This is a genomic window from Nostoc sp. CALU 546 (assembly GCF_048836525.1).
Map to the genome: position 1 here is coordinate 20375 of NZ_JAWJTF010000075.1, position 26413 is coordinate 46787.

Annotated in this window: 30 protein-coding genes; 18 read left to right on the plus strand and 12 right to left on the minus strand. The window is 41.2% G+C overall.

Features of this window, described 5'->3' with window-relative positions:
- Nucleotides 1-32: 32 nt before the first annotated feature.
- Both RRG12_RS28870 and RRG12_RS28875 read right to left on the minus strand, forming a co-directional pair.
- On the minus strand, nucleotides 33-899 hold the full coding sequence (locus RRG12_RS28870; RefSeq protein ID WP_420761550.1) for a GUN4 domain-containing protein: 867 nt from the start codon (nucleotides 897-899) through the stop codon (nucleotides 33-35).
- A 79-nt stretch (nucleotides 900-978) separates the two neighbouring features.
- Nucleotides 979-1128 carry a plasmid partition protein ParG gene (locus RRG12_RS28875; protein ID WP_420761551.1) on the minus strand — a complete coding sequence of 50 codons (150 nt, stop codon included), beginning with the start codon at nucleotides 1126-1128 and terminating at the stop codon, nucleotides 979-981.
- A 796-nt stretch (nucleotides 1129-1924) separates the two neighbouring features.
- Between RRG12_RS28875 and RRG12_RS28880 the strand changes: the two genes are divergently transcribed.
- On the plus strand, nucleotides 1925-2479 hold the full coding sequence (locus tag RRG12_RS28880; RefSeq protein WP_420761552.1) for a hypothetical protein: 555 nt from the start codon (nucleotides 1925-1927) through the stop codon (nucleotides 2477-2479).
- 295 nt (nucleotides 2480-2774) lie between these two features.
- On the opposite strand, the gene RRG12_RS28885 is transcribed toward RRG12_RS28880, so the two are convergent.
- From RRG12_RS28885 to RRG12_RS28910, 6 genes are all read right to left on the minus strand, one after another.
- Nucleotides 2775-4061: a hypothetical protein gene (locus tag RRG12_RS28885; RefSeq protein WP_420761553.1), complete on the minus strand. Its 1287-nt coding sequence runs from the start codon at nucleotides 4059-4061 to the stop codon at nucleotides 2775-2777.
- A 131-nt stretch (nucleotides 4062-4192) separates the two neighbouring features.
- Nucleotides 4193-5626 carry an ATP-binding protein gene (locus RRG12_RS28890; RefSeq protein WP_420761554.1) on the minus strand — a complete coding sequence of 478 codons (1434 nt, stop codon included), beginning with the start codon at nucleotides 5624-5626 and terminating at the stop codon, nucleotides 4193-4195.
- 228 nt (nucleotides 5627-5854) lie between these two features.
- Nucleotides 5855-6433 (minus strand): hypothetical protein, encoded by a 579-nt coding sequence (locus RRG12_RS28895; RefSeq protein WP_420761555.1) that lies wholly within the window; start codon nucleotides 6431-6433, stop codon nucleotides 5855-5857.
- 68 nt (nucleotides 6434-6501) lie between these two features.
- Nucleotides 6502-7182 (minus strand): hypothetical protein, encoded by a 681-nt coding sequence (locus RRG12_RS28900; RefSeq protein ID WP_420761556.1) that lies wholly within the window; start codon nucleotides 7180-7182, stop codon nucleotides 6502-6504.
- Between the two features lie 183 nt (nucleotides 7183-7365).
- Complete coding sequence (locus tag RRG12_RS28905; RefSeq protein WP_420761557.1) at nucleotides 7366-8109, minus strand: hypothetical protein; 744 nt, start codon at nucleotides 8107-8109, stop codon at nucleotides 7366-7368.
- Between the two features lie 2 nt (nucleotides 8110-8111).
- Complete coding sequence (locus RRG12_RS28910; RefSeq protein WP_420761558.1) at nucleotides 8112-8525, minus strand: hypothetical protein; 414 nt, start codon at nucleotides 8523-8525, stop codon at nucleotides 8112-8114.
- A gap of 109 nt (nucleotides 8526-8634) precedes the next feature.
- On the opposite strand from RRG12_RS28910, the gene RRG12_RS28915 reads away from it, so the two are divergent.
- Genes RRG12_RS28915 through RRG12_RS28925 form a run of 3 tightly spaced genes read left to right on the plus strand, consistent with a single transcriptional unit; the run spans nucleotide 8635 to nucleotide 10773 of the window.
- Nucleotides 8635-8889 (plus strand): helix-turn-helix domain-containing protein, encoded by a 255-nt coding sequence (locus RRG12_RS28915; protein ID WP_292788834.1) that lies wholly within the window; start codon nucleotides 8635-8637, stop codon nucleotides 8887-8889.
- 34 nt (nucleotides 8890-8923) lie between these two features.
- Complete coding sequence (locus tag RRG12_RS28920) at nucleotides 8924-9139, plus strand: hypothetical protein (protein ID WP_420761559.1); 216 nt, start codon at nucleotides 8924-8926, stop codon at nucleotides 9137-9139.
- Between the two features lie 11 nt (nucleotides 9140-9150).
- On the plus strand, nucleotides 9151-10773 hold the full coding sequence (locus tag RRG12_RS28925) for a hypothetical protein (protein ID WP_420761560.1): 1623 nt from the start codon (nucleotides 9151-9153) through the stop codon (nucleotides 10771-10773).
- An 85-nt stretch (nucleotides 10774-10858) separates the two neighbouring features.
- Here RRG12_RS28925 and RRG12_RS28930 read toward each other — a convergent pair whose 3' ends face one another.
- Together RRG12_RS28930 and RRG12_RS28935 are read right to left on the minus strand one after the other, a co-directional pair.
- A complete protein-coding gene (locus RRG12_RS28930) occupies nucleotides 10859-11368 on the minus strand; it encodes a hypothetical protein (protein ID WP_420761561.1) in 510 nt (169 codons plus the stop codon).
- Between the two features lie 422 nt (nucleotides 11369-11790).
- A complete protein-coding gene (locus tag RRG12_RS28935; RefSeq protein ID WP_420761562.1) occupies nucleotides 11791-11955 on the minus strand; it encodes a hypothetical protein in 165 nt (54 codons plus the stop codon).
- Between the two features lie 539 nt (nucleotides 11956-12494).
- Between RRG12_RS28935 and RRG12_RS28940 the strand changes: the two genes are divergently transcribed.
- The 6 genes from RRG12_RS28940 to RRG12_RS28965 all read left to right on the plus strand — a co-directional run bounded on the left by RRG12_RS28940 (nucleotide 12495) and on the right by RRG12_RS28965 (nucleotide 17022).
- On the plus strand, nucleotides 12495-12734 hold the full coding sequence (locus RRG12_RS28940) for a hypothetical protein (RefSeq protein WP_420761563.1): 240 nt from the start codon (nucleotides 12495-12497) through the stop codon (nucleotides 12732-12734).
- A 257-nt stretch (nucleotides 12735-12991) separates the two neighbouring features.
- On the plus strand, nucleotides 12992-14482 hold the full coding sequence (locus RRG12_RS28945; RefSeq protein WP_420761564.1) for a hypothetical protein: 1491 nt from the start codon (nucleotides 12992-12994) through the stop codon (nucleotides 14480-14482).
- A 2-nt stretch (nucleotides 14483-14484) separates the two neighbouring features.
- Nucleotides 14485-15030 (plus strand): hypothetical protein, encoded by a 546-nt coding sequence (locus RRG12_RS28950; protein WP_420761565.1) that lies wholly within the window; start codon nucleotides 14485-14487, stop codon nucleotides 15028-15030.
- Nucleotides 15031-15427: 397 nt separating this feature from the next.
- The gene (locus RRG12_RS28955; RefSeq protein WP_420761566.1) at nucleotides 15428-15841 is read left to right on the plus strand and encodes a hypothetical protein; all 414 of its coding nucleotides are present in this window, start codon (nucleotides 15428-15430) and stop codon (nucleotides 15839-15841) included.
- Between the two features lie 84 nt (nucleotides 15842-15925).
- Nucleotides 15926-16270 carry a hypothetical protein gene (locus RRG12_RS28960; RefSeq protein WP_420761567.1) on the plus strand — a complete coding sequence of 115 codons (345 nt, stop codon included), beginning with the start codon at nucleotides 15926-15928 and terminating at the stop codon, nucleotides 16268-16270.
- Nucleotides 16267-17022: a class I SAM-dependent methyltransferase gene (locus tag RRG12_RS28965; RefSeq protein ID WP_420761568.1), complete on the plus strand. Its 756-nt coding sequence runs from the start codon at nucleotides 16267-16269 to the stop codon at nucleotides 17020-17022. The genes RRG12_RS28960 and RRG12_RS28965 overlap by 4 nt, the downstream gene beginning before the upstream one ends.
- A gap of 176 nt (nucleotides 17023-17198) precedes the next feature.
- On the opposite strand, the gene RRG12_RS28970 is transcribed toward RRG12_RS28965, so the two are convergent.
- Together RRG12_RS28970 and RRG12_RS28975 are read right to left on the minus strand one after the other, a co-directional pair.
- On the minus strand, nucleotides 17199-17339 hold the full coding sequence (locus RRG12_RS28970) for a DUF1392 family protein (RefSeq protein ID WP_420761579.1): 141 nt from the start codon (nucleotides 17337-17339) through the stop codon (nucleotides 17199-17201).
- Nucleotides 17340-17374: 35 nt separating this feature from the next.
- The gene (locus RRG12_RS28975; RefSeq protein WP_420761569.1) at nucleotides 17375-17602 is read right to left on the minus strand and encodes a DUF1392 family protein; all 228 of its coding nucleotides are present in this window, start codon (nucleotides 17600-17602) and stop codon (nucleotides 17375-17377) included.
- Nucleotides 17603-17867: 265 nt separating this feature from the next.
- On the opposite strand from RRG12_RS28975, the gene RRG12_RS28980 reads away from it, so the two are divergent.
- From RRG12_RS28980 to RRG12_RS29015, 8 genes are all read left to right on the plus strand, one after another.
- Nucleotides 17868-18503 (plus strand): AAA family ATPase, encoded by a 636-nt coding sequence (locus tag RRG12_RS28980; RefSeq protein ID WP_420761570.1) that lies wholly within the window; start codon nucleotides 17868-17870, stop codon nucleotides 18501-18503.
- Nucleotides 18500-18823 carry a ribbon-helix-helix protein, CopG family gene (locus tag RRG12_RS28985; protein ID WP_420761571.1) on the plus strand — a complete coding sequence of 108 codons (324 nt, stop codon included), beginning with the start codon at nucleotides 18500-18502 and terminating at the stop codon, nucleotides 18821-18823. The genes RRG12_RS28980 and RRG12_RS28985 overlap by 4 nt, the downstream gene beginning before the upstream one ends.
- Before the next feature lie 107 nt (nucleotides 18824-18930).
- A complete protein-coding gene (locus RRG12_RS28990; protein WP_420761572.1) occupies nucleotides 18931-19278 on the plus strand; it encodes a hypothetical protein in 348 nt (115 codons plus the stop codon).
- A 7-nt stretch (nucleotides 19279-19285) separates the two neighbouring features.
- A complete protein-coding gene (locus tag RRG12_RS28995) occupies nucleotides 19286-20848 on the plus strand; it encodes a type I restriction-modification system subunit M (RefSeq protein WP_420761573.1) in 1563 nt (520 codons plus the stop codon).
- Nucleotides 20838-22160: a restriction endonuclease subunit S gene (locus RRG12_RS29000; protein WP_420761574.1), complete on the plus strand. Its 1323-nt coding sequence runs from the start codon at nucleotides 20838-20840 to the stop codon at nucleotides 22158-22160. Before RRG12_RS28995 ends, RRG12_RS29000 begins: the two co-directional genes overlap by 11 nt.
- A 35-nt stretch (nucleotides 22161-22195) precedes the next feature.
- The gene (locus RRG12_RS29005; RefSeq protein WP_420761575.1) at nucleotides 22196-22693 is read left to right on the plus strand and encodes a DUF4365 domain-containing protein; all 498 of its coding nucleotides are present in this window, start codon (nucleotides 22196-22198) and stop codon (nucleotides 22691-22693) included.
- Nucleotides 22690-23229: a hypothetical protein gene (locus RRG12_RS29010; RefSeq protein ID WP_420761576.1), complete on the plus strand. Its 540-nt coding sequence runs from the start codon at nucleotides 22690-22692 to the stop codon at nucleotides 23227-23229. The genes RRG12_RS29005 and RRG12_RS29010 overlap by 4 nt, the downstream gene beginning before the upstream one ends.
- Nucleotides 23230-23384: 155 nt before the next feature.
- A partial coding sequence (locus tag RRG12_RS29015; RefSeq protein ID WP_420761577.1) for a type I restriction endonuclease subunit R occupies nucleotides 23385-26413 on the plus strand: 3029 nt, incomplete at its 3' end.

Genomic DNA, 26413 nt, shown 5'->3' on the forward strand with positions numbered 1-26413 from the left:
AAATGTTTAGAAAAGGCTGAACCTTTTATGTGTTATGGTTGACATTGAATGCGAAAGAAAATTGCATTTACAATATCTATACATTGGGCTTTTTCTATCTCCATTAAAATATCAAATGTATCGGGATAAAATATATCCTCTTCTTTTTTCTTTCCTCTTTCTTTTTCCCTTTCTTCACAAAAAAATATTTTTAAGATATACTTGATAAGATATTTTTGAGGTAAGTGACCGATTGTCGCGCGGAGGTCATAGATCGGTTGTTCGCCACGACCACTCCCGGTTATCCATTCCACACGTTCGGCAAACTCCCAAAGTTTTTCGCCAGTTTTGTCAGTAAAGGCTCTTTGGTCATTTTTATAAATGTCTAAATAAATTTGTTTTTGAACACTTAATCCAAACTTACCACCACTGCTTGCTAACCAAAGTTGGTCGATGGTATGCAAGTCACGACAAGGGAATTTTAAGATATCCCTTTTTTCTAAGCTACCTTTGGTTTCTTTTCTAGCAGCCCATAACATTATTCTAAAAGTTTCTTCGTCAGCTTCCTTAAATTTCTTGGTTGACAACAAGTCGCGTAATGTAGTGTAATCTGCGTCTACTTCTGATGCCTCAAAACCAGTAACAGGAATGTCTGATAATGATTTACTTTGTTTACTTCCTAACTTTATAGATGGTGCAGACTCTAATTGCTCTTCAATTTCATTTAACCTATCTTCAAGCTCTCTTAGCGTCTTTTCCTCTTCTTGAATCTGCTTTTCATACTTAAATTTAGTTGACGGGTCAGTTTCAATAGCCAGGGCTGTGCGTATTTGCGTCAATTTTTGACTTGTGGTATCCCACGCTTTTTGAAGTGAGTTTTTTTCTTCTGACAATCTACGCCGTTGCTCATCAGATAGCATATAAGTACTTACAAGAATAAAGTTTTATAGTTGCACCTATAACAAAGCTGTGCCGTTGGAATTGGCAGTAGCTATCGACTCATCTTTTCAATTTGGTAGATGTAAGAGCATCGTTAGCTGTTAACCATTGCTCGATTAGCTCTGCCACAACTTGGCTCATCTTCAACCCTCGCAAAGCGCAAGCTGCATGAAATCGTTTCTTGAGTCCGTCTGCAATACTAATGTGCATAGCTTTGACAGTTTTGTTTATTTTCAGGATTGTATACTTAACCGCGCTTAAACAAAAGCACAAATGTACAAAAGGTATTAGACGACTGTCACAGCATCCCTGCGGCGATTACCCATTCCCGACCTGCGAATGAAATTTTGAGCTTACTTGCATTGGGAATTTTCACAAAGGGATATGCGATTTTTGGTGCTATATCAGGAAATTTGGCTAGTCTTCATACCGAAGAATTGTTTATCAATTCCCTTAGTTGCGATCTGGGAAAAGGCGTAAGCCCCAATAAAAAAATCCTAATTATCGAGAGTAGTGGAGGCACTATTTTTACCGATTTAATAAATTGTTACTCTTCTTTATATATTGTCTAAATACTGAGGGATGGTCGAAGGTAAGAGTTTGCACTACTCAGATTTAATTGAGAAACTCTGAACACAGATTGACTAAGATAATACAGCTATCTGTAATAAATCAGTAGCAAGCTTGAAATTGGCAGACTAAAGTTAAACAAAAAATTATCAGAGGCAGTAAATGAAAATCGGCATTCCCAAAGAACAAGAGTTTTGAGTAAGTTAAAGTCCTTCGAGTGCGCGGGTATTGATAAAAAAGATCATACTCTTTTGTCCAGACACAGGCTGGTATTGGTGCTGGATTCACTGATGATAACTACATCAATTCTGGGGAGTGTGAATAAAAACTTAGCACACATAGAGCCGCTAAACGGCGCGTGTGGCGGAAGTTGCATCAATGAAAAGCTGCCTGAAAAACCAAGCAGCAACAAATAATCCTACCCCATTCTACTACCATGACCTTCATCAAAGAAATTGCCATTCAAGTCGATACGAATATTCAGACACTTTTTAACCTTAAGTTCAACCAAAACTCTGAGTTCAAAGCTGAGTATGAGCGTTTTGAAAGATTACTCAATGTTGATGACCGTTATTTAAATGGTCTCAGCGTTGGAGATATCCGACATTACCGATTTAAGAATGGTGATGCCATCGTTTATTCCTTATTGGCTGAAACATTGAACAAAGGCATGAAAAATTATCTCATTGAGGTTCAACAGTATGTAAGAAAAGACGTTTTGGAAGCTTTAATAACCAAAGACGTTTTGGAACATCCAAAGCAACTCCAAGAGGAGCAAGGACTATTTAAAAAGTGTCGGCGTATTCTCCAAGGTGGGGTTGATCGTGCTGCCAGTTTTGATTTCTACATACAGATTGCTATAGCAATTGGCATTGTATCAATTCTATTTGCATCGAAGATTGTTTCAAGTGATGTGCCAAAGATAAATAATCCGTCTGTATCTGAACACCAAGCACCGAAGTTGCCAGAGAACAAACAAAATCAGCCTTAAGTGTTTAAGGGGCATTAAATGCCCCTTATTCTTTTCCTCACGTAGTCCAATCTCCATAAACAACAATTCCCCACACCAGAGCATAAGAAATTTCAGAGAAGAGATGCGTGAATTTTGGCTCTATGTAAGGTTTATTGGCTAATCATCAGTTTTAGAATTGTTCATCAACAGCCATAAAAATTAGACATCGCTATCACCAAGAACAGCATCGTTTTTAACCCAACACTTTTCCCGAAAACGGGAATGCTGACTACCCAGAATAAAACACCACTTAACTTCTAAGCTTGCTAAACATTTATCCCTGTGGGTTGCTTTTACTGATAGCCTGAGTGATTGCCTCTAAAGAACTCCGAATTTCGTTCCTCAACGCCTTAGCCGAATCCCGAATCCCGTCAGTATTTTTCTCCATATTAGTTAGGTTAGTGTTGATTTTAGTGACATTGTTCAGCGACAATTGGATTCGTTCCACTTGAGCTTCTATCGCCGCACTGTCAATGGGTGAACTGAAGGTTTTCTGACTATTTAGTTGTTGCCGGAGTATCAAGAACTGAATAGCTATATTCATGAGATCGAGATGAGTTGCAACCCAAAATCCATATTGACATTCTCCCTGCCCAAAATCGCCAATATCTTTTCCCAAACCCCGATTACTGTGGCTCAGAAATATGGCACAATTAGCTTCGTATCTAGCCATCGCAGATTCTAAATGTCTAGAAATTTTGGTACGACCCCAGCGTTGCGATTCACGATTCCTTGCTTCCAGAATTATGGTAATATCTATGCCGACAACTGAGTTGGAAGTAAGTTTTATGAGGATGTCGCCAGGGCGATTTTCATCACCGACATAAGAGATTTCGGCTCCACAAGTTTTTGCCCATTTCTGTAATTCGGCTAAGACTAATTCTTCAAAAGTATTGCCTTTGGCAATACTTTGTTGAAGTACAGACTCCACCAACTCTTGTTCCCTAATTTGTTGAGATAATTTTTCAACCTCGTCCGCCAGTGGTTTCATCGCCTCCTCAACAACGGACTTCACTGATTTAGCTAGAACACCGCTTTCTGTCGTTACATTTTTCAAAGACTCTATAAAGACACCTTGTATCGAATCTATACGAGCAGGATCTAATAGATTCTGAATTTTATTCATCACTGCGCCAAGGCTTGATGTATCTTGTGAAATATCAATTTCCTGCTGAAATAGATTTTTTACTGACTCCAATTGTTCCGTTATGACTGCTCTAGTCAAGTTGATCTGGGACTGCATAGGGGCCAAAATCTGCCCATTTTCGATGCCAATCTTACTAGCTAGATTTTTCTCCAAGGCTTGAGGAATTACTGCAACTGCTTTTTGTAATTCCGCAAGTAAATAATCAAACTCTCGTTTGACGAACTCAACATCATCAAAATGATGAACACGCTGGAGGCAGAAGAAACCAATTTCAAAAGCGCTAATGCAAGCAGCCTTCTGTTCATTTTCGGGGATTTGTTGAAGAAAGTAAACTGCATCTAAAAGGCGAATTTCTAAGTTTTGGATAATGATAGAGTCGTCTAAAACTTCTATTTGGTGGGGAATTTTCGACATTGTAGCTCCAGAATTAATGCTTGGAATTTTGTTGCGAAATAGGGAACGTTCCCAATTGTTATATTCAGTGGTTCCGGCTGTGGTTAGAGGAGATTTTATTATCAATAAACAGCCATGCAATCGAGAATCGGTTAATCCTCAAAATTTAATGGTCTATCTTTGAAATGCTGGTGAATTTTGAAAGCCTCAAACCAAGCTGGTAGGGTATGCTCAACATCTTCTAGTTTGTTTCCTTTCGCATCTACTAAACCATGCTTGATGACTATCCTAGACAATGGCTTTTCACCATCGGCAGTAAATTTCTCGATTAAAATAGAACCAGCTTTTCTCATTGCGGCTGTGCCCTCTCCAAAAGCTTCATTAGTGCCAAGATGAGTAACCCCGACAAATCTCTCCTTAGCCTTCCTAGTATCCGAAAAGGTTGATTTGATAAAGCGCTTAATAGTATCTTCGTCTATGTCTTTTAAATGGGTAAATTCATCAAGTAAAAATTGTTCAGATTGTTTATCGTCTAAATCTTGCCCAATCCTCTCTAATCTTCGCTCGTAGGTATCTTGAAGAGCTTCAATGATTGCTGAGTCGTTGTCCGCCTTTAATTGGGGTTCTAGCAATGCCCAAACTTTGCTATTAGCCCCGTTTAAGTGTCGGTCAGCAATTCTAAAAACTGGGATGCCTAAACAGTATTTGCGAATTAAACCAATGGCTACGGAAGTATTAGTCTTGCCCGTGCCTTGCTCTCCAATAATCCATAATGGCTTGGATGCTTTAAGAACAGTCCATAACCAACCATCTTCGTGAGATTTGAGCGCATCGACCAAGCTAGTTTTTAATGCCTCATCTGTAGGTGTTTGAGTAGTTTTAGAATCCTGCTTGCTGTTTTGAACCTTATTTAACTCTTTTGTCGCTTTCGCAATGGTCAGCCGATTATCTACAATTTGTTTATCCAACTCGGATAAATTTAACTCATGACTTTTAAGTGCAACTTCACCCTGCAACCTTCCGTTAATTTCATCTAAGGCTAATTCATTGGGTGATTTCATAGCGTCTATCGTCTCTCCCGCGTTACGTGCGATCGCGTTTTTGGTGACTGAGTTCTGTTGCTCCTTTGAAAATTTAGTTAAATCCAAATGGTTCTCAACTATCAAATCGTTCTCAAGTGCCTTAATTTTCAGCAATGAAAACTGACTATGAATAGCTGATTCTTGGCTATCTGTAAGTGTTTTAGAGGCACCATAAGCAGTTAAGAGGGCGATTGTACCAGCTAAACCATATAGAGGTGCGTTAGGGGATTCAGCAGGTAATGTGCGTAATGTTTTTACGTTCTCATCGAAGCTAAAGTTTCTCCTTTCCTGCTCTATCATCCAAGAAATACCACGCTTAATTTGCTCACCTTTGCAAGGTTGGTTATTTGTTGAGAAACAGAACAATGTTTCGCTGTACTTAGTGGCATCATTCCAGAGTGGCAACGTTAAACTCAGTCCCCCAATCAATAAAATACCAATGCCAACTGTGGCAATCTTACGCTCTGTTTTGAATCGCTCGTTAAAAGCTTCTATCTCTTGCATAGAATTATAAGTAGGAATCCTAAAAAAATAATCACTGGGAAGTAAGCATTAAGCAGGAGTAGCACGTATTGGATGAATGAGAGTATTTGAACATCTAAACCAGCCCGTTTCCCCCAATAACCAAGCTGCTTAAGGTTTTGAGCAGTGTTTAGAATGTCCGTAAATAAGTTATTTATGGCAAATACCCCAAGGATAACTCCACCTAAAATTGTTAAAAAATTCCTCTCTCTATACATTTGTTTTTCTTCTTAAAGGAATTGTTATGACCCAGATTGCGATTAATCCCAAGACAAATATCACTGGCATTAATATCCCTTCTTGGATTGTGAAATTATTCGTATTTTGCGCTGATTTAATTTCTGAGTAAGTCTGTTGGATCTGAATCTCGGTTGACTTAACTTCTTGAACTATCTTCTGTGTAGAGTTCCACCCAATTACTCCACCGATTGCGAGTTTACCCAGTGCTACCAATGGTTTAGCATGACTCAATGACCAACGTTCGCTAGATAACTCGAAGTGAAAACTCTCACCGCAATCAATCAGCCCTGGCAGTAGTGCCAGTATCATAGACATTGCAAGGATAATACTGATTGATATTTGCAACGAGAATAACAGCCAAGCTAATGACGCTGATCCAACTTGGCAGGATAAAAATAGCAAGCCACTATCTATACGTTTCCTAGTCTCAATATCAGCATACAGTTTGGATTCAATATGCTGTAAATACCGCGCTGTATCTTGGTTAACCCCCACACTGTTATCGTGATCCAATAGGTTATCTAGTTCATCATTATTGGGTGGTAACATGAGAATACTAAACTTGATTGTGAGGAATATCTGAGCAGTTTACTGTTACTCAAATATTTGTTTTTGATTTAGAATCCTAACGCTGATTTAATGGCTGTGAACTTCTCAGCTAACACCCCGCGCACTGTGTTAGGTTGATAGTTTTTCTGAGTTATCAAATCAAATCGGGCATCATCACCACGGTTTAAAGCTTCGTTAACTACCTTAGTTTTGTACGCCTCATCAGCCGATAGTTGCTTAATTCCTGGCCTGTTTGTTTGGTCAATTAAATTAGCTTGATTGTCAACCCCAACAAGATAAGCATCTATATACCCTTTAATCTGGGTGTAGTTCATTTGGTAGTTATGACGCTGATTTTCAGTGTTCCGAGCATTTACGAATTCAGCTGCAAGCTCACTTCGTTTGTGACCATATTGAGCATTTGCAAGCGTGGCGTTCATCACTGCCTTGTCAATCTCGATCGCACTCTTCCCAGCATTTATCAGTACCTCGGAGATGGCTTTATTCTGAGCAGTCGTACCATTAATTATTTGGTGATAAGCTTCAGCAAGCTTAGGGGCGAACTCTGCTGAAAGCCTACCTTGTCGCGCTAATTCCCCAATCTTCTGAGCGCTGCTAACGTCGCCCATCATTGCGTTTGTAAAATCATCCAGACTTACACCAAATTTAGTCTTGAGAACTTGGCTAATTCTCCTTGCTTTGGGTGTGACATGATTTTTCAGTTTCAGTTGAGAATTATCTTTCACCATTTTGGTAATTCCTTGGGTATTTCCAAATATCGATTAGGATCAGCAAAATCTCTATGTTCCATCTGCCTAACCCTGCCTTGTGAAAATCTCCAGTCATCGTAGGCTTGCAGGGTAAATAGTAGGCTTGCAATGGTTAAGATGATTATTCCTACTCTCTTAGGGTTAAAGCTGATTGTGTAACATTTACCCTGTCTTACTGGGTAATGCGAATCTTGATAAGATATTGGCTTTTGAACTTTTGATATTTTGGCGGATACCTCCTATATCCGCTTTGACATTAGTTGAGAAGTTTTCTACTTTCTGATTTAACCTAGCCGCCCTATCTGCTATGTGCGAACGCACAACATCAGCATTGGTATCTAAGGTGCTCTCCGCCTCATTAAATCGATGATCTACATAGCCTTTAATGGCAGTCGTTACGCTGGTTAAAAAACTTGCATAATCATTGAAAACATCATCGAGATTATCGGCAACTAGCAAACACTCTTGTTCACTCAGTTCAAAACCCAGTGCTAGGGATTGAGTAGATACTAATGCTTGTTTGTCAGCATTGGTTACAGCTAGGGAATGACTAACTTCGGTGAGTTCTAGAGGTGCAATCACGTTTACTTCGTCCTCGTCATCGTCCTCTATTTCCTTATCCTCTAGTTCTTCCTCTGTAAAGGTTTCAGACTCTTGAAGCTTGGTTAGTTCTTGGACGGGAGGTTCATTTACTATCGGAGTGATCGCACTTACTGTTTGACTTAACTTATAGTTATTGGTGACAGACTTAATTACTTCTGCGCGAACATCACTATTCCACTCAGTCTGATGATTTGGGTATAGCTCTAAAATTTTAGACTCGATAACTGTTGCTGAAACTTCCAAACTATTATTTTTTAGAGTACGGCGGATAGAGTCTACTTTATTCTTCAGGTCTTTACTCATGGCTATTTATTCCTTGTGATTGCAGCGAAAAAGACAACTTTGGAAGCTTCAGCTAATGTGTATGCGTTTTGTCTGCCAAAATGCAATTCAGCTTTGTAGAAGAAATTGGCTAGCATCCGATCACCTACTTTTGGCTTTATCCTTCTGAGGATGACCAATAATTCTTCTCCGCTAAATTCATCTGTCGAGTCATGATTATCTTGAAATTCCTCAACTATCTTGATTGCTTTTTTTGTTAAAACAGTTCGCGGATATTGGGTTTTCAGCACTGCATAGCTTTGCACAGATTTAAGATTAAGTACTAATCCGGAGCGTTCTAACTCGCTCCTAACTTGCTTCCATCTTCTATTGTTCAAAGTCCCTGAAATCGTCTCAAAAGCATTTCTGTAATAATCTGGTTGACTTGATTCCTTCATAAGCAACGAAAACGTGATTTGCAATTCAACCCAAAATTACTGTACACTATCCGTAGACATAGGGCAACTGTTCGTAGACAAATAAAATATGATGATGTTGAGGAAATATATGGATCTATTAATTTTCGTGCAAGTGAAGCGAGTAGTTGAAATGGTTCGGGAGTTCCCAGGATTGGGCGACCGCATCAGAAAAGCGCGAGAGGGCGATGGTCGGTCATTGCTCCAAATATGCCGTGAATCAGGAGTCTCCAGGACTTACTGGTATCAACTGGAGAATGAGCAGATTTATGCAAGCGTAAGCGAGGAAGTAATCCGAAAAATCGAAGCCGCTCTTGGTATTGACTTGGGGGTAAATTTTGAATGAACTATCAGCTATGAACTATATATGCAAATTTTTTATGAATCCTAAGTTGCAAAATAGCGACAACGACAACGAAAAATCAATACTTCCAGCCCTGCGATCGCGCTTGGGCGCTTCATTTTCGGTGTCACCTATAGCAATTTTTGCGAATGTTAACTGTTCTGCGACACCTGCGACCTTTGCTGTGCTTGCATTACAGGCTGTGAAATATATCTGCAAGGCTATTTTTCAATTAAAAATCTTGGAATTCTAACAGTTTTAGTTTTGAAGTTACAAAACAAAATTAAACCCGGTCGTGCTGTCGTTACCAGCCACCGGGAGTACATCTACAAGGGTAAAATGCACAAAAATCATTCAACTGCTAGTCTAACATCTGAAAACATATCATTGTCACCCCCAAATGATATACCAGAAAAAAATTCACAATCCGACCATCATCAAACAACCAACCAGCAAGCAAAAAATTGGAAGTTAATTTTTACACCTCCATTAGCACAAGCAATGAGGGAGCTAAAAATTCGCCATCCCGGAGAAGCGACAATCTTCATAAATCAGTTAGCGTTTTGGATGCAGACCAGCTGCGGTCAGACCACCAGAGATGGGCGTAAGTGGATTTATAACTCGTATGAAAATTGGACAAAAACACAGTTCACATCGCTTAGTGTGTCGCAATTTGGCAAAATGATTCGGGATTTGGAGACACTAAAAATAATCGAAAAGGGTAACTACGCAAGTCTGAGAAGCTACCTTATAAGCAAAATCCCAGGTACTTGGCATCCCGATCAAACGCAATCATGGATAACGCTCAACTTAGAACGCCTAATCGAGCTAACGGGATATAATCCATTTGATGAAACCTGGAAACCCTTATCCAGTGCCGAAATTCCAAATGAAACGACGGGTGATTCTAATCAGAATAAGGCGGAGTTCCGATCGCAATTACCTACTATATATAAAGAAGACTCTATTTCTACTCAAAAAGAAAAATTTGAGAAAAAGAGAGTTGAGGATATAAACCAAGAAAACCAAGAGATTGACCAGTGGCTTGATTTTGACCCCTGGAGCGATGAATCACCCATAGACACGCACTACGTTGAAAATCTTGAACAAAAGCCACTCAATGACCACATAGATACCTCTGAGGGCGAATGTTCCGCCGCGCCGGACTTTGAAAATTTAGTTACTGAGCCTAAATATGACTCCGTGCCAGGAGTGGGTTTTAAAAAGAAATCTGATTCACCACCCCATGTTAAAGACCAAACGCAGCAAGTTTGGGAAATTGCCCCCAAGCGCCCTTACCCAGTGTTCTTGAATTGGTGGGCAGATAAGAAGTATAAACCCCAAGGTGGTAAATGGGAGAGTGCTGCTGTGTCAAATGCTTACTCTGAGTTTTACAAAGATTGCGATCGCACAACTGTAGCGATATTCCCTGAATTTTTGGAATATATGCAGCAGGTCGCGCAGAACTGCAATCAGCAGGTAGCTAGTGGTATCAAAGCAATTCTGCCCAGTTGCTTCGTAAGTATGCCAGAAGCTAATCTTGAAAATGTAAAACAGGTGATGGTTAATATCCAGGAGCTAGTCGATAAAGGAGTGCAGGTCGCATTACCAAGTAATTCTGTAACTCCATCTTGCACCCAGAGCATGAGTTTTGATGCAGCTGCGAATGCGGGGATTATTCAGCCATTGCAAGAGTTTATCGCTATTGCTGGCACTGAACCTGAACCGGAAATAAGTGCCCAAGAGGAACTATTAAGAGTATTGAAAATTAAACAAACTACCTGGGTAAATGCTCCGGCGCTGCGCGATCGCATTAAACGATGGGTTGAAAAAACTCAAGGCGTTGTGATGGGTCAGAATGGGCCACAGTTGCAGTTAGAGGAGTGAGTAAACTTTCCCGTAACGGGAATATTTGACGAACTTCAATGCTGGCGAAATGGCTTGCATCCAGGTTTGCTACAGTTACCTCTCATCACCCACGGATCGTGATTTCTACAGCTTCGGGACTGACCCCGAACGTTGTGGCGAGAGCTTTCTTTGCTTCGGCGATTGTCAGCATTGTCGTAGGCTTACTAATAGCAGACTGCTCCGAGTGCAAAGGTGCTTTACTTTGTTGTGGAATTGGCTGAAACTCCATTCCATCGATACTAATACCCAATTTCTCTAGGGATGTGTAGCGCACAGGGTTGCGCCAACCACCCCACACCTCGTGAACGTTGATTAGCACAAACTCGCTAATGGCGATCAACCATCGGTTGCGATTATCGTCGCCCTCTTCCTGTGACTTAGATACTGCTGAAATCTTCCCCAACAAGAAGCCAGAGCCATGCGGTTCTGTTGCACCCGAAAACTCATGGTCTGGGTTGCGCCGATTCTGGGTGCAAACCAGCCAAGTGCATAGCTTCGCGCGGGCAGGGTTCAGAATCCACGACTGCGAACCGCCCTCTTTGATGATGCGTTCCGGGCTACGGGCAGTGAACACGACGATTGCATCTTCTGTGTCATTCATTGAGGTTTTTTTTGAATATTAAAGTAATCAAGCTAATCATATACTTTTGGCAACATATTGCCAATACGTTGCTAAAAGTATAGACTAAGTAAATCGTGCGACTTGCTATGTGTTCTAGTAAGTTGGGGGAAGTCTACCCTTGGCTTGAAAGGAGAAAACCTTATACAGCAAGCATTGATTCTGCGTATAGAAGCCGTGTAATTAGCAGTGGAAGAGATTACAAGCTAGGAAGATATTGATGGGAGTTAAACAAAAAACATCAATAAAAATTTTTTAAATGTATGTTCAGAAATACTTTTATATACTTTTTCTTAGTTTATTGATATGTTCGGGTTCTAGCTATTTTTGAGCATTTCGCGTATTCCCCTTATTTCGTAAGGGTTTAGGCTTATTTCTCACTCAGAAATGTTTAAGAACACGTAGGAAGGATGTTGAAGACAGGTCATCAACTCTTTAGCGTAAGTTTCGGAATGGATGCTCATTTCACTCCGAAAACACAAATCGGCGTTGTGAACTCTGGTGCAAGTCAAATTGATCGCATCAAGCTTTGCTGTAGTCACTGTTAGTTATTGGAACTGTGGTTCTCATAAGCAATATTCTCATAAGTAAAAAAATGGTTACTGCTACTCTCTCTAATCAAGTGCGATGGCTAGGGCAGTAAAGAGAGCAGAGCTAGAGAGAGGACGGTCACACAACTGGTTGACATTGCAAGAGGGCATCAGCAAACACTAAAAATCAGTCAGCAAAACTTTGACCGCATCTTGAAGTACTTACTCCGATAAGGTTGTAATTGAAACACGTCAGCTACCAACTAACGATCTAAACTTTACAAATTGTTATCTTTTTTTCACGGGGACGAGGGCAAATATATCAATTTTGTGAGACAGATCGGATGCACAAAATCGTAAATTTTGACAACCGTTGTTTCCTTTAATAGCAACGAATAATCAACTTATTGAGATATCGATAAGTTGAATTTAATCAATTGGTTGAGGTTAAATTAATACTTTTACCGGAAATGATGCTGCGATGTTTTTGATTTTTACATCGGCAAACTACCCAAAATTGAATTATTATCTTTAGGTAGTACAAAAAAACTATGGAACAACAAAAAACATATCCGTTAGAAGAAACCCCTAGTTCAATTAGGAGGAGGCGATTGCATTGGGGAGAAGCAAAAATGCAGCTTTCCTCATTGATAACGCCCTCTGGCCACGATCTGCTTCGAGACAAAGCAAGACAACTGCAACTCTCCAAAAGTGACTTAATTGAATATTTGTCACGTTGCCTGGATGACCCAGCAGTTGAGCAAGCTATCACGAGGCAGATAAAAGCTTAATCTCTTTTACGCAAAAAAAAGACGGAGGATGTAAAGCCCCATAGAGGTTCAACAACTACCCGCCCAAAAAATCAAAATAGTATTACTATTTTGAACAAAAAACTTAATTAGCTTTATCTTACCCTTGGTTCCCGGCATAGAGATAGAGCTACTGTTGAAAAATTTACCTTCTGTCTCCAGGAACGCGGGTTTTTTAGAAACTAAATATAGCGCTCGGCATCCTCCTCTGGCAAGCATCACAGTCAATAGGAGAAAAAATGAAAATAATAGAAATACTCCAAGAAATCGGCTCTCCCATAGCTTTCTATCCTGATTTAGTACCAATAGTAGGTTCCCATGAGGCGGCGATCTTTATATGTCAGCTTACCTATTGGACGGGCAAGCAACATAACAGAGATGGCTGGATTTATAAAACACAAGAAGAATGGTTTTTCGAGACTCTCCTAACAGAAAAGCAACAACAAACCGCTAGAACCTTGCTGGTCGAGCGTGGTTACATCGAGGAGCGTCTTAGAGGCATCCCAGCCAGGTTGGAGTATCGGCTAGTAGAGAAAGCCTTAAACGCCATTTGGGAGACTTGGATGATTGCATCCCGAATCAAAAAGCAGTTCCAAACCCTAATCGGAATGTATGGTGTGCTTTTAAGCCGGGGTCTTCAAAATGAAGAAATCCAACGCCAAGTGGAGAAGTTTAGAGAGACTGTACGGAGTTGCCACATTGTAACAAATGAGTTTTTTAAGAAGTGCCGAGAGCTAGAAATTTCCCCTTTGAACATGATCGACTCTTTGCGCCAAAACCTATCTAAGCTGGCTGGAACCCTTGGTAAATTCAGTTTCTCCCAACAGGAGAAACAGGCATCTCCCAACCAGAGATACAAGGATAGCCCATACGGAGAAACAAGCATCCCTGAACCGGAGATACTTGCATCCCCCAATGGGAGATCCGCACCCCCCTCAAGCCCATTCACAGCAGGCGCTCCAGCCCCCTCAAAGAGTACTGCAAAGACTACTTCAGATATTTCTCATGTGAGTACTCATTCCGGCGCGGAAAACACACACATTGAAACCCAACCTTTAAATTTTTCCCAAGAAGAAAAAAATAAAGAGGTTGACCAGGGATTGGTAAAAAAAGTAGAGGTAGAAGTATTACAAGATACTCAGCAAGAACCCAAGGAGACGCTCGTTCGCGTAGCGTGTCGTACACAAGACTTGCTAGCGCTAGGCTATCAAAATTTGAATTCTCAAGGCCAGGATTGTATTTTCATGGAGAGTTATATTCCGGGCGGCGGCGGCGAAAATAAGAAAATTGAAAAAACGCCAGATTGGGTGCAGGAGTATGAAGACAAAGTGCGCTCAGGGAACACTCTGCCGCGCTCAGAACTACTGAAACTGGCAGAATATAGGTTGGGGGACTTGGCGAGTGTTTACCGGGACTCTGGGCGGGTTCTGGATGCAAGCCCGAATGACATTAAGCCGGAGTTTTTACAGTTTTTGCAGTGGTATGCGTTCAATCGACACCCTGATATTAGTTATGTCCGGGCTACCGTCATCAAGAGAGAACGCAGTCCTGAAGAGTGGGGTGTATTCCTGAGTTGGATAGAGACATTCCAGCAGGTGCAAGACGATCCGAGTGTGTTGGAAACCATGCTTGCGGCGAAGGTTAGTAGTGGGGGGAGAAATGGGAACAAGCAGGATTTAGCACTTAATAATCGGCTGGTTTTACAGAATCTATTTAAAACAGAAGGATGATCATGATCGAACAAAGCCTTTTTCTTGAACGCTTTGAAGAAATTGCGGTGCATTTTGGCTATAAAGTAACCGCACCTGTTGCCAAAATCTACTATGAGCATTTGAGTGAAAACCTGACAACTGAAGAGTTCATCCAGGCCGCACAAAGGTCAATGGTTGAGTTCCCTGTACGCCGACAACTACCATCGCCCAAAGAAATCGTGGAATTAATCTTGGGTACTCGTGAATCCAAAGCCCTCCAAGAATGGCAGATGATTCTCCAAGCCGCATCCCGCAATGACTCTGAATCTTTAGTTTACTTGAGTAATCGTGGTCATATTGCCCTATCTGCGATCGGTGGCTTAAATGTTGTGGCTTACCACGAAGGTAGTTTGCAGTGGATTCAGAAAGATTTCATCCAGGTTTATTGTCAGTGTTCTGATAGGGATGTAAAAGTACTCAAGCAAGCACCTGCATCAAATCCCCGTCCCAAGCCGGTTGCTGATGAGGATTTGATTACAACCGAGCAATGGCGGGAACTAAAGAGGAAGATGAAGAACCAAGGTTGAATGCCACGAATAAAACGTGAAACTATTGTTATGACTGGGTGTAGGAGTTTAGGGGTGTGAGGAAAGAGCGTTGTTTTTCTCGTATGTAGCTATGATTTTAATTCTTTTCCTACGCCCCTACATCCTCACACCCTTACATTCAAAAGTTAGCCAGATTAGGGATTTGCGCTTTGCTGCCCGGAGGAGATTATTGGGATGATTCTCTGTTTGAAGAATCTGGCTGAATTAACGTCAACTCTAGGGGAGTAAAAAACGGCAGGAGCGCGTGTGAGTAGCATTGGAATAAAGTTGGTTAGGGTTGCTTGGGGTTGGATTATTTCCAGCAATCATCACAACCTTTTTCTTCATACTCGAATTACTATAAAAATTATTATATGCATCACTATGCTCCCCTGCCATGCTTAAGCTTTCACTAATATCAGCTGCTATTATCTGCACGCAATTACATGGTGCTGTATTTGCCCAAAGTAACCCACGTTCTGGTTTTCAGGTAATTAAGGTGCAAGAATTTATCTCTTCTAACCGTATTAGAGTTACTATCCCAAAAGCTGTGGCTGTACAATTATTTAGCAATTTAGAAGAACAAGAAGGAAGAAAGTCTGAGGAGATTTCAATTGCCTATCCTACACAAAACACATCTACAATCGTACATACCACAGTAGGTTTGGCTGATGATTCAGTCAGTGGGATACGAAATCGCATCGAATTGAGACGCAACAAAAATAAATGGGAAGTTGTCTGGGTAGGTCGGCAATACAAGTGTCAACCAAATCGAGGACATCAAGATTGGTCTGGCAGTCTTTGCTCATGATCGGGTTAAATGAGCAGTGATTCCGAAAGTTACGCACAAGGAATTAAGGGCAAGGTTATCTATACGGGGAGATATAGCATAACGATGAAAAAGACCTCTGAACTTCCCTTAACCTTCAGAGATATAATTCCCCACATTCACATTGGGCAATGCTATTACAACGCCTTCCTTGTGGCTGACGTTTATCCTCTAATTGAATATGTGGAAGGTCGGGTATTTAACGGCGAGGAGTGGATACAACACGCATGCAATCGGCTCAATAGTGAAGAGTTTGATTTAACATATCAAATCCATCTGCCCCATCTTCTTTACTGCGATCGCCGCATTGAATTAGCCGGAAAGCTCGAAGATTTAGAACCGACATTCCGCAGGTTGCTCAAGAAAGTAGATAATATTTCTGACAAGCAGAACCAAGAAACTGTAGTATGAACATGCAAAGCTTTGAAAATTCATATAAAAATTTATTGTTTGCTCAGTTTTATGACTTCATTATTGAGCGGTTAGGTAGAGCGAGTATAGATTCGCAAGCTGTGGAGTTTTGTGCGAAAAATTTTGGAGATCCAATTTTAGAGATAGGTTGTGGAACTGGGCTTAAACTCCTTCCTCTCGCAGAGATGGGCTATTCAACCGTAGGTCTAGATAATTCTCCTCAAATGTTGAGTATTCTTCTGCAAAAACTTGAAAAGTCTGAACGAGGATTAAAGGAACGCGTTCAAACTATAGTTGGTGAGATGACTCAACCGCCAATAGAGCATAAGAATTTTCGCTTGATTTTCTTTACTGGTAGTCAATTTTTGCACCTTAGTACTGACGAACAGCGACTTACTTGTTTGAAAAGTATTTATGGGTTACTAGCTGATAATGGCGTTGTCTACATAGCTAATTCAAAACTGGAAGACAAACCCGAATATGATTGGGTAGAGCAACCAGTACAACCCGATGATGAGTGGGTATTACAAGCTCAACGCAAATGGAATAATGGTGCGTATCAAGAAGATTTAAAAATTATTTCCAAATTGCAGACACAGCAAGAGTATTTGTTTTGCTGGCGTCTATATCCTGTTGAAGATACACATATGACAAATTTGATATATCAAGCTGGTTTGCAATGTATTTCTCCCCCATCGGATCTGCCAACTAGATTAGCTTCTAATGTTTATCTGTGTAAGAAAAGTGCTTAAAGGGTGTAGACAAATTTCAGGAATAAGGAACTTTCAAATAAAAAATATCCCATCCCTTTTAGGGTAGGCAGCAGGGGGAAGAAAAGTCGTTTTGATTCCAAAAATTGGATAATTTCTTTTTTGGATTTCCCTAATCAGAATATATTTGCTTTAATCCATCTCTCAGGGACTGCAAGTTATACACCCACATTGATTAAATCAACATCAGCAAGCCATATTGTTCTGCTTTGGGCAAACCCAACTTCAGCTAAAATTGGGGAGCGCCACTCTACCCCATAAAGCCAATTACCTTTGAGACTGAAAATTCCTTGAATAATACGGTGTGTCGGCTGTTCGCCGAAATCAACCTGAACTAGGCATCAACTATATCCCCCAATTTAAAAGCCGGAGTCGAAACAGTATCGTTTTCTAGTACATTCGTTGGATGAAATTTTTGCTCAGGTAAGTAGAGAGTTTCACTCTGGCAAACAATTAGAAGTGAATGGCTATTCATTATTTGTAATATTTCAACTAGTGAACATATAACTGGCAATGTACATAACATTCCTAGTGGGCAGATATGTTGTTCCCACAATCGCATAGTAGGGGAGCCAATTGGCTTAACTTTGATGTTTCAGCAAAATGTCCAGCTAAATTAATTGCCTGTTCTTGGCAGTGCGAATTTTCCCAAGCTTGGGAATATCACTAGATATGAAACTGTAAGGTGGGTTCTTAGTATCAGTTATCTCAAGGTAATCCCTGTTTCCGAATCAAAAAAAACTGCAAATTTTTACTGCATTTTTATACTGTATTTTATCTTAAGCTAGAGTAGATGCAGTAAATTTTGCAGTACCATTAGCAGTAAAATGACCGTTATTTGTTTTGCGAATCTTAAGGGCGGTGTGGGAAAATCTAGCACTGCCGCGCATTTTATTTACTGGTTGGTGGCTATCAAAAAGAAGAAAGTAATAGTTGTCGATGCCGATGGTCAGGGCAGTACATCAACATGGTTAGAATCCTTGGAGTTAGATATTCCCGTCCACCGGATTATCGACCCTGACACGCTGGCCGAAGAAATTCCTCAACTTGAAAATCGATCAGATTTTCTGATAGTGGACAATGCTGGCAATCTAGGTGATGCCACCAGATGCACACTGCTTACTGCAAAAATTGCAGTAATTCCGATTACCCCTAGCGGACTGGATTTGATGTCAGCAGCATCTGCGGTAAAGATGGTGCGGCAAATTCAAAATGCTAGGCAGGGGTTGCCCAAGGCTGGGATTTTCGTCAACAGAGCAATTAAAAATACTAAATTGCTTCGGGAAGCCCAAGAAGTCATCACTCAACTGGGTATCACTGGATTTAAACAAGTAATTTATCAGCGCCAAGCGATCGCTGATTGCTTCCTCCAAAAAACCACTGTTTGGGGAATGAAGGGGTCACAAGAAGCTCAAGAGGATTACCATAAATTATTTTTGGAAATTCTGAGGTTAGCTAAATGAATAAAAAATCTCGGAATTCTCTAACAGATTTGCTATCGGAAATTAATTTGCAGCAGATGGAACCAGAGCCTACTGCAAAACTAAAACCAGAACGGCAGGTAAAACAACCCCAGAAGTCTTCTCAAAAATCAACCCCTAATTTACTAGACAAAATTAAGGAGCAGCAGCCAGCAAAGACAACCCGGATTACGGTTGACCTAGATGAAGAAAGCTATGAGCAGTTAGAACAGCTTACCGAATATACAGGGCTGACGAAAGCCAAGCTACTCAGGGCTTTGATTAAAGAAACAGCAAATCTACTGCAAAAAAGCAGTAGATAATGCAGTATTAATTACAGTATTTTTCTCCAATGTGGAATTTTTGCAGTAAAAAATTACTGCTGATTTAGAACCAAAAACTTATAAACAGCTTGCAGCTTGCATTTATCATGACAAACAATAAACCAGAACTCCCACAACCCAGGCTTGAACCTGCTAGTATTACTTTTGACCAATACATCGAATTTACCCCAGAGAAGTTGGAACTGAGCGATGGATACCTTGGCTATGGTGGACAAGACCAAGTTGGTTTTCAATTGGCTGTCTTAACGAATATGGGGTTATTAGCCGCAATCCGTCGCACTGGTATGTCATTGTGGGTAGAAGCTCTAGAACGTGATGTACGGGAAAAGTTAGCAACTGTTAACGCCGAACCAGAAGTAGCAGAAGCGATGTTAAATCGGCTTAACAGGGCAATATCCGATTTAGCAGCGATCGCTGATTATTTAAAGGAGTAGTATTTTAGTGGCGCGTGGTCAGAAAAAAACCGAGCCGAAAAACGGCAACGGAGCGAAATTAAGTTTTGAGCAAACCCTGTGGGCTGCTGCGGATAAATTGCGGGGTCATTTGGATGCAGCCGAGTATAAGCACGTCGTCCTGGGGCTGATTTTTCTGAAATATATTTCCGATGCCTTCAGTGAACTTTACAACATATACTCAGAGCAACCCCACGTTGATCCAGAAGACCGCGACGAGTACACGGCTGAAAATGTGTTCTGGGTTCCCAAAGAGGCACGATGGTCATTTCTGCAAGCTAACGCTAAACAACCTACGATCGGTAAATTCTTAGATGACGCGATGGATGCGATTGAGAAAGAAAATCCATCCCTTAAAGGCGTATTACCCAAAGATTACAACAAACCAGCCCTGGATAAACAACTGCTGGGAGAAATCATTGACCTAATTGCCAAGATTGGTTTAGGAGATGCAGAAAGCCGTTCAAAAGATATTTTGGGTGGAGTTTACGAATACTTTTTGGGGCAGTTTGCTAGTGCAGAAGGTAAAAGAGGTGGACAATTTTATACACCGCGTTGTGTGGTGCAGCTATTAGTTGAAATGATTGAACCCTACAAAGGGCGGATTTATGACCCTTGTTGTGGTTCCGGTGGAATGTTTGTGCAGTCAGAAAAATTCGTGGAAGCGCACGGCGGGAAGGTTGGCGATATTTCTATTTATGGGCAAGAGTCAAATCCCACAACTTGGAAGCTGTGCAAGATGAATTTGGCACTGCGCGGGATTGAAGGGAATATGGGCGATCGCAATGCTGATACTTTCCACAACGATTTGCACAAAGATTTGAAAGCTGATTTTATCCTAGCGAATCCCCCTTTTAATATGAGCGATTGGGGCGGAGATCGGTTGCGAGAAGACACCCGTTGGAAGTATGGCACTCCACCCATGAGCAATGCTAACTATGCTTGGGTAATGCACAAGATACATCACCTTGCGCCAAATGGTATCGCTGGTTTTGTGTTGGCGAATGGTTCCATGAGTTCTAACCAGTCGGGAGAGGGTGATATTCGCCAATCAATTATTGATGCGGATTTAGTGGATTGTATGGTGGCGTTGCCGGGACAATTATTTTACAACACCCAAATTCCCGCTTGTTTGTGGTTTTTGGCACGGAATAAGAAAAATGGCTTGTTCCGCGATCGCACTGGGGAAACATTATTTATCGATGCGCGGAAGATGGGGGTTTTACTTGACCGAGTACACCGGGAATTGACGGTTGAAGACATAAAGCGCATTGCCCAAATTTACCATGCTTGGCGGGGTGGGAAGGAAGCGGGTAACTATGAGGATATCCCTGGTTTTTGTAAAAGTGCCAAGTTAGAAGAGATTGTCTCACATGGCTATGTTCTCACACCAGGGCGATATGTGGGGGCAGAGGAACTTGAGGATGATGATGAGGCGTTTGAGGAGAAGATGTTGCATTTGACGAAGAAGTTAGAGCAGCAGTTTGAGGAGTCGGCAAGGTTGGAGCAGGTGATTAGGGAAAGTTTGCGGGGGTTGGGGTATGGTGGTTGAGTCCCTTTTTAGTTCTTTAATTGCTTCTTGGGAAGTGACTACTCTGGGTGAAGCTTGTATAAGAAGTGGCGGAAATATCCAAACTGGCCCCTTTGGGAGTCAATTACACGCCTCTGATTATGTACCTTTTGGTATTCCATCCATAATGCCCCAAAACATTGGTGATAACCGTGTTTTCACAGAAGGAATTGCACGTATTACCCCAGAGGATGCTGCTAGACTCAGCCGTTACTTAGTACAAACAGGAGATATTGTTTATAGCAGGCGTGGTGATGTTGAACGTCGAGCTTTAATTCGTGCAGAAGAAGATGGTTGGCTTTGCGGTACTGGTTGTCTTCGGGTTAGATTTGGAAACAGTGAAGTTGACCCTTTCTATGCGTCTTACTATTTAGGTCATCCTAGCGTTCGTGGGTGGATAGTTCGCCATGCTGTTGGTGCTACCATGCCGAACTTAAACACATCAATTTTATCAGCACTCCCTTTTGTAATTCCTCCCCTCCCCGAACAGAAAGCGATCGCCCACATCCTCGGCACACTCGATGATAAAATCGAACTGAACCGGGAGATGAACCAGACGCTGGAAGCAATGGCACGGGCAATCTTCAAATCCTGGTTTGTGGACTTTGATCCAGTTCGCGCCAAGATGGAAGGACGACAACCCGCAGGGATGGATGCTGCAACTGCTGAACTGTTCCCTGATGAGTTTGAGGAGTCGGCATTGGGGATAATTCCGAAGGGGTGGAAACAAGTAAGTTTAGGTGACGTTTTAAAGATTTACGATTCAAAGCGCATTCCTTTGTCCAGTCGTGAACGCGCACAAAGACAGGGTAATTATCCTTACTATGGCGCAGCATCAGTCATGGATTATGTAGATGATTATCTATTTGAGGGTGTTTATGTACTAATGGGAGAGGATGGTTCAGTAATTGATGACGATGATCATCCAATCCTCCAGTATGTTTGGGGAAAGTTTTGGGTAAATAACCACGCTCATGTATTACAAGGAGCTAATGATATTAGTAGTGAACATCTCATGCTTTTCTTGAAACAAACTAATATTCGCCCTTATGTTACTGGAGCAGTTCAACCTAAGTTAAATCAAGGAAATCTATTTCGCATACCGTTTCTATTACCTTCTAGTCAAATTAGCGTTGTGTTTGGATCTGAATTGTCTCGTTTTTACGCACTCTTTCGCTCTAACTGTGAACAATCCCGCAGCCTCGCATCTATCCGCGACACCCTACTACCCAAACTCCTATCAGGCGAAATCCGCGTCAAAGAAGCTGAGAAAATAGCAGCAAAGGCAATGTAAACTCAAAATTGCATCCAAAATAAACCCAATTATTAGTGGACATCAACCAACAGAAAGAACAATTTAGCAACGCCTATCTCCAAGCCATTACCAGTGTTGCAGGTTATTCTCTCTACAAACCAGCCGTAGACGACGACAGCGTAGACTGGGGAATAGCAGCCACAGGTATTATGGGACGCATCCGTGCGCCTCGCTTGGAATTACAGCTAAAATCAACATCAAGGGATGTCCTCAACGATAACGCTATCCGCTACCCTCTCAAACTGAAAAACTACAATGATTTACGAATGGTTGACTTTGCCGTTCCTAGAATCTTAATTGTAGTTTTACTTCCCGACAACTTAGGCGACTGGGTGCAACAATCAGAACAAGAACTTTGTATGAGGTATTGCGGCTATTGGTTCTCCCTGCGAGGAATGCCCGAAACACAAAACACATCGACTGTAACTGTCACCATGTCAATAAATAATCAATTTACAGTTCCTGCTCTCCAGTCAATTATGCAAGGTATCGGTCAAGGAGTACAACCATGAAAGTTACAGTGCAAGATGCGGAAATTATCAAAAATATAGAACCACAACAACTGAGAGAGTATTTGCAATCTCACGGTTGGCAAGAAGACCGACCCTTTCTTGATAATGCCACAATCTGGCACAAGCAAGCAGCAGAAAAAGGAGAATTTGAAATATTGCTACCCAGTACAAAAGATTTAGGAGATTATCTTCCTAGAGTTCGTGAAGTTATCGAAACACTAGCAACTTCCGAAAATATTTCTAATATCGAAATTTTAAGCAAATTTGTTAATGACTATCCTAATTTAAAAATTCAAGGCTTTATCACGCAACTTGCAACTCCCAACGAAGATAAATTAAGTGGAGATGTTACCATTGTTTGTCCAGTATTTGATAAATTACGCAAAATCACAGCCGAATTTATCGACCATGATTATATTTTGGCAATAAAAGCTTATCAAGAACGCTTACCTGTAAGATGTACAGGTGATTTGGTTAAAGAAAATAATATTTTTATTTTGAAAAATCCGCGAAAATTTCAAATCGAGAATATTTGAAAATTACAATAACTCTTATTGACTTTGTATCATCAACCAATTGGTGGAAAAACATTATTGGTTTAATGTGCTTTTGAGGTCGCCCTTCCGGGTGTACATTGATAAAAAATATACTTATAATGAGGAATACACGGGATTCAATTTAAAATATACCGATGGCAAAACTCACCGAAGGCGATGTGGAAGCCGCTACTCTCGAATGGTTTGAACAATTAAACTACTCCACTCTCCATGCCTCGGAAATTGCCCCCGACGAACCTAACGCCGAACGCCAAGACTACGCTGATGTAGTTCTTCTTCCCCGTTTGCGTTCCGCCCTAGAAATAATTAACTCCCAAATTCCCAGCGATGCTATTGAAGAAGCCATTCGCAAAATTACCCGTAGCGAAACCCTTAATGTATTTGAAAATAACCGTCGCTTCCATAAATTCCTCACAAATGGCGTAAATGTTGAGTACCAGACACCAGAAAGGGTTGTTTATGACCAAGTTAAATTAATTGATTTTACTAACCCGGATAATAACGACTGGCTAGTAGTTAATCAATTTACCGTTATCGAAAATAAAAAAGACCGCCGTCCTGATGTCGTAGTATTTATCAACGGCTTACCTTTGGGTGTAATTGAACTGAAAAATCCAGGCGATGAAAACGCTACAATTAAAGGTGCATTTAAGCAACTCCAAACTTATAAACAGGATATTCCTAGTTTATTTCCCTTCAACGAGATTCTTGTAGTCTCAGACGGCACAGAAGCCAGAGTGGGAACCCTCACCGGCGATTGGGAATGGTTCATGCCTTGGCGCACTATCGAAGGTGATGAAATTGCCCCTAAAAAGACCGCAGAATTAGAAGTATTAATTAAAGGTATTTTTGAAAAACACCGCTTCCTCGACTTACTAAAACACTTCATTGTTTTTGAAGTTGACGGTAGCGACATTATTAAAAAAATGGCTGGCTACCACCAATTCCATGCTGTGAATAAAGCCATTAAACGGACTGTCACAGCCACATCACCATCAGGCGATAAAAAAGTGGGCGTGGTGTGGCACACTCAAGGCAGTGGTAAGAGTTTAACAATGGCATTCTACGCTGGAAAAATTATTCAGCATCCAGAAATGGCAAACCCAACTCTGGTTGTTCTCACAGATCGCAACGATTTAGATGAGCAATTATTTACTACTTTTGCTGACTGTTCTGACTTGCTGCGACAAAACCCAGTCCAAGCCGAAGGCCGAGAACATTTAACAGAACTTTTGCAAGTGCCATCTGGTGGCGTTGTCTTTACCACTATTCAAAAATTCGCACCAGAACCAAAACAAAAATACCCGAAATTATCTGACCGTCGCAATATTGTTTTCATCGCGGATGAAGCCCACCGCAGCCAATATGGACTGGAAGCGCGTGTTGTCCAAAACAGGAATGAAAGCGACACTTATATTGCTTACGGCTTTGCTAAACATTTAAGAGATGCTTTACCAAATGCCTCATTTATTGGCTTTACTGGCACTCCTATAGAATCAACTGATATCAACACACCAAAGATATTTGGTGAATATATCGATATTTATGATATTCAAAGAGCCGTTGAGGATGAAGCCACCGTCCGCATTTACTATGAAGGACGCATGGCGAAACTGGAATTAACAGAATCAGAACGCCCCAAAATTGACCCCGAATTTGAAGATGTCACAGAATCGGAGGAACAGTCAACTAAAGAAAAATTAAAAACTAAATGGGCAACTTTGAAGGCTTTGGTAGGTGCAGAAAAACGCATTGCTTTAGTCGCTCAAGATATTGTAGAACACTTTGAACGTCGCCAAGAAATCATTGATGGGAAAGCAATGATTGTCTGTATGAGTCGTCAAATTTGTGTAGATTTATATAATGCCATTATTCAACTCCGCCCCGATTGGCATGATCCTGACGATAACAAAGGCGTTCTCAAAGTTGTTATGACCGGTTCAGCCGCCGATGGCCCCCAATGGCAACAACATATTCGCACCAAGTCAAGACGCAAAGAATTAGCTAAACGGTTTAAAAAAGAACACGACTCTATGAAATTGGCGATTGTGCGGGATATGTGGCTAACAGGATTTGATGCCCCATGTCTGCACAGTATATATATAGATAAACCGATGCGTGGTCATGGTTTAATGCAAGCCATAGCCAGAGTTAACCGCGTATTTAAAGACAAGCCCGGTGGTTTAGTTGTGGATTACTTGGGCATTGCTGACCAACTCAAAGCAGCCTTGAGAGAATATACTGCTCTTGATAAAGGTCAAACTGGCATTCCTCAAGAAGAAGCCATCGCTGTAATGTTGGCGAAGTATGAAACCGTGACAGCACTGTTAGATGGTTTCGATTATCAGTTGTTCTTTACAGGTACAGCAACAGTGCGTGTCTCCATCATCCCCGCTGCGATGGATCATATTCTGGGATTAGAAGATGGACAGCAGCAGTTTATTAAAGCTGTGAACGAATTAGCCAAAGCTTTTGCATTGTGCAGTTCCAGTGATGAAGCGATCGCAATTCGGGATGAAGTTGGTTTATTCCAAGCTATTCGCGCCGCATTTGTTAAACACACCACAGCCGGGGGTAACAGTCCAGAAGATTTAGATAGTGCGATTCGGCAGATTGTTTCTAACGCTGTTGCAACAGATCAGATGGTGGATATTTTCGCAGCTGCTGGGCTGCAAAATCCTGATATTTCCATCCTTTCGGATGAATTTTTAGCAGACGTGCGCCTACTCCCCCAGAGACATTTGGCTTTGGAATTGCTACGGAAATTAATTAATGACGAGATTAAAACCCGTTCGCGCCGTAACTTGATACAATCCCGTTCCTTTGCTCAAATGCTAGAGCAGACAATTCAACGCTACCAGAACCGTGCTATTGAAACCGCCCAGGTAATGCAAGAATTAATTGAACTCGCAAGAGAAATTCGGGAAGCCTATAAACGCGGTGAGGATTTGGGATTAACTGAGGATGAATTAGCTTTTTATGATGCCTTAGATTTAAATGATACTTCTGTGCAGGCATTAGGGGATAAAATCCTCCAAGCGATCGCTCGTGACTTAGTAGAGACAATCCGCCGTAATGTCACGATTGACTGGACTGTAAAAGAGAGTGTCAAAGCGAATCTGCGGAGATTAGTCAAGCGCCTGCTGCGGAAATATGGCTATCC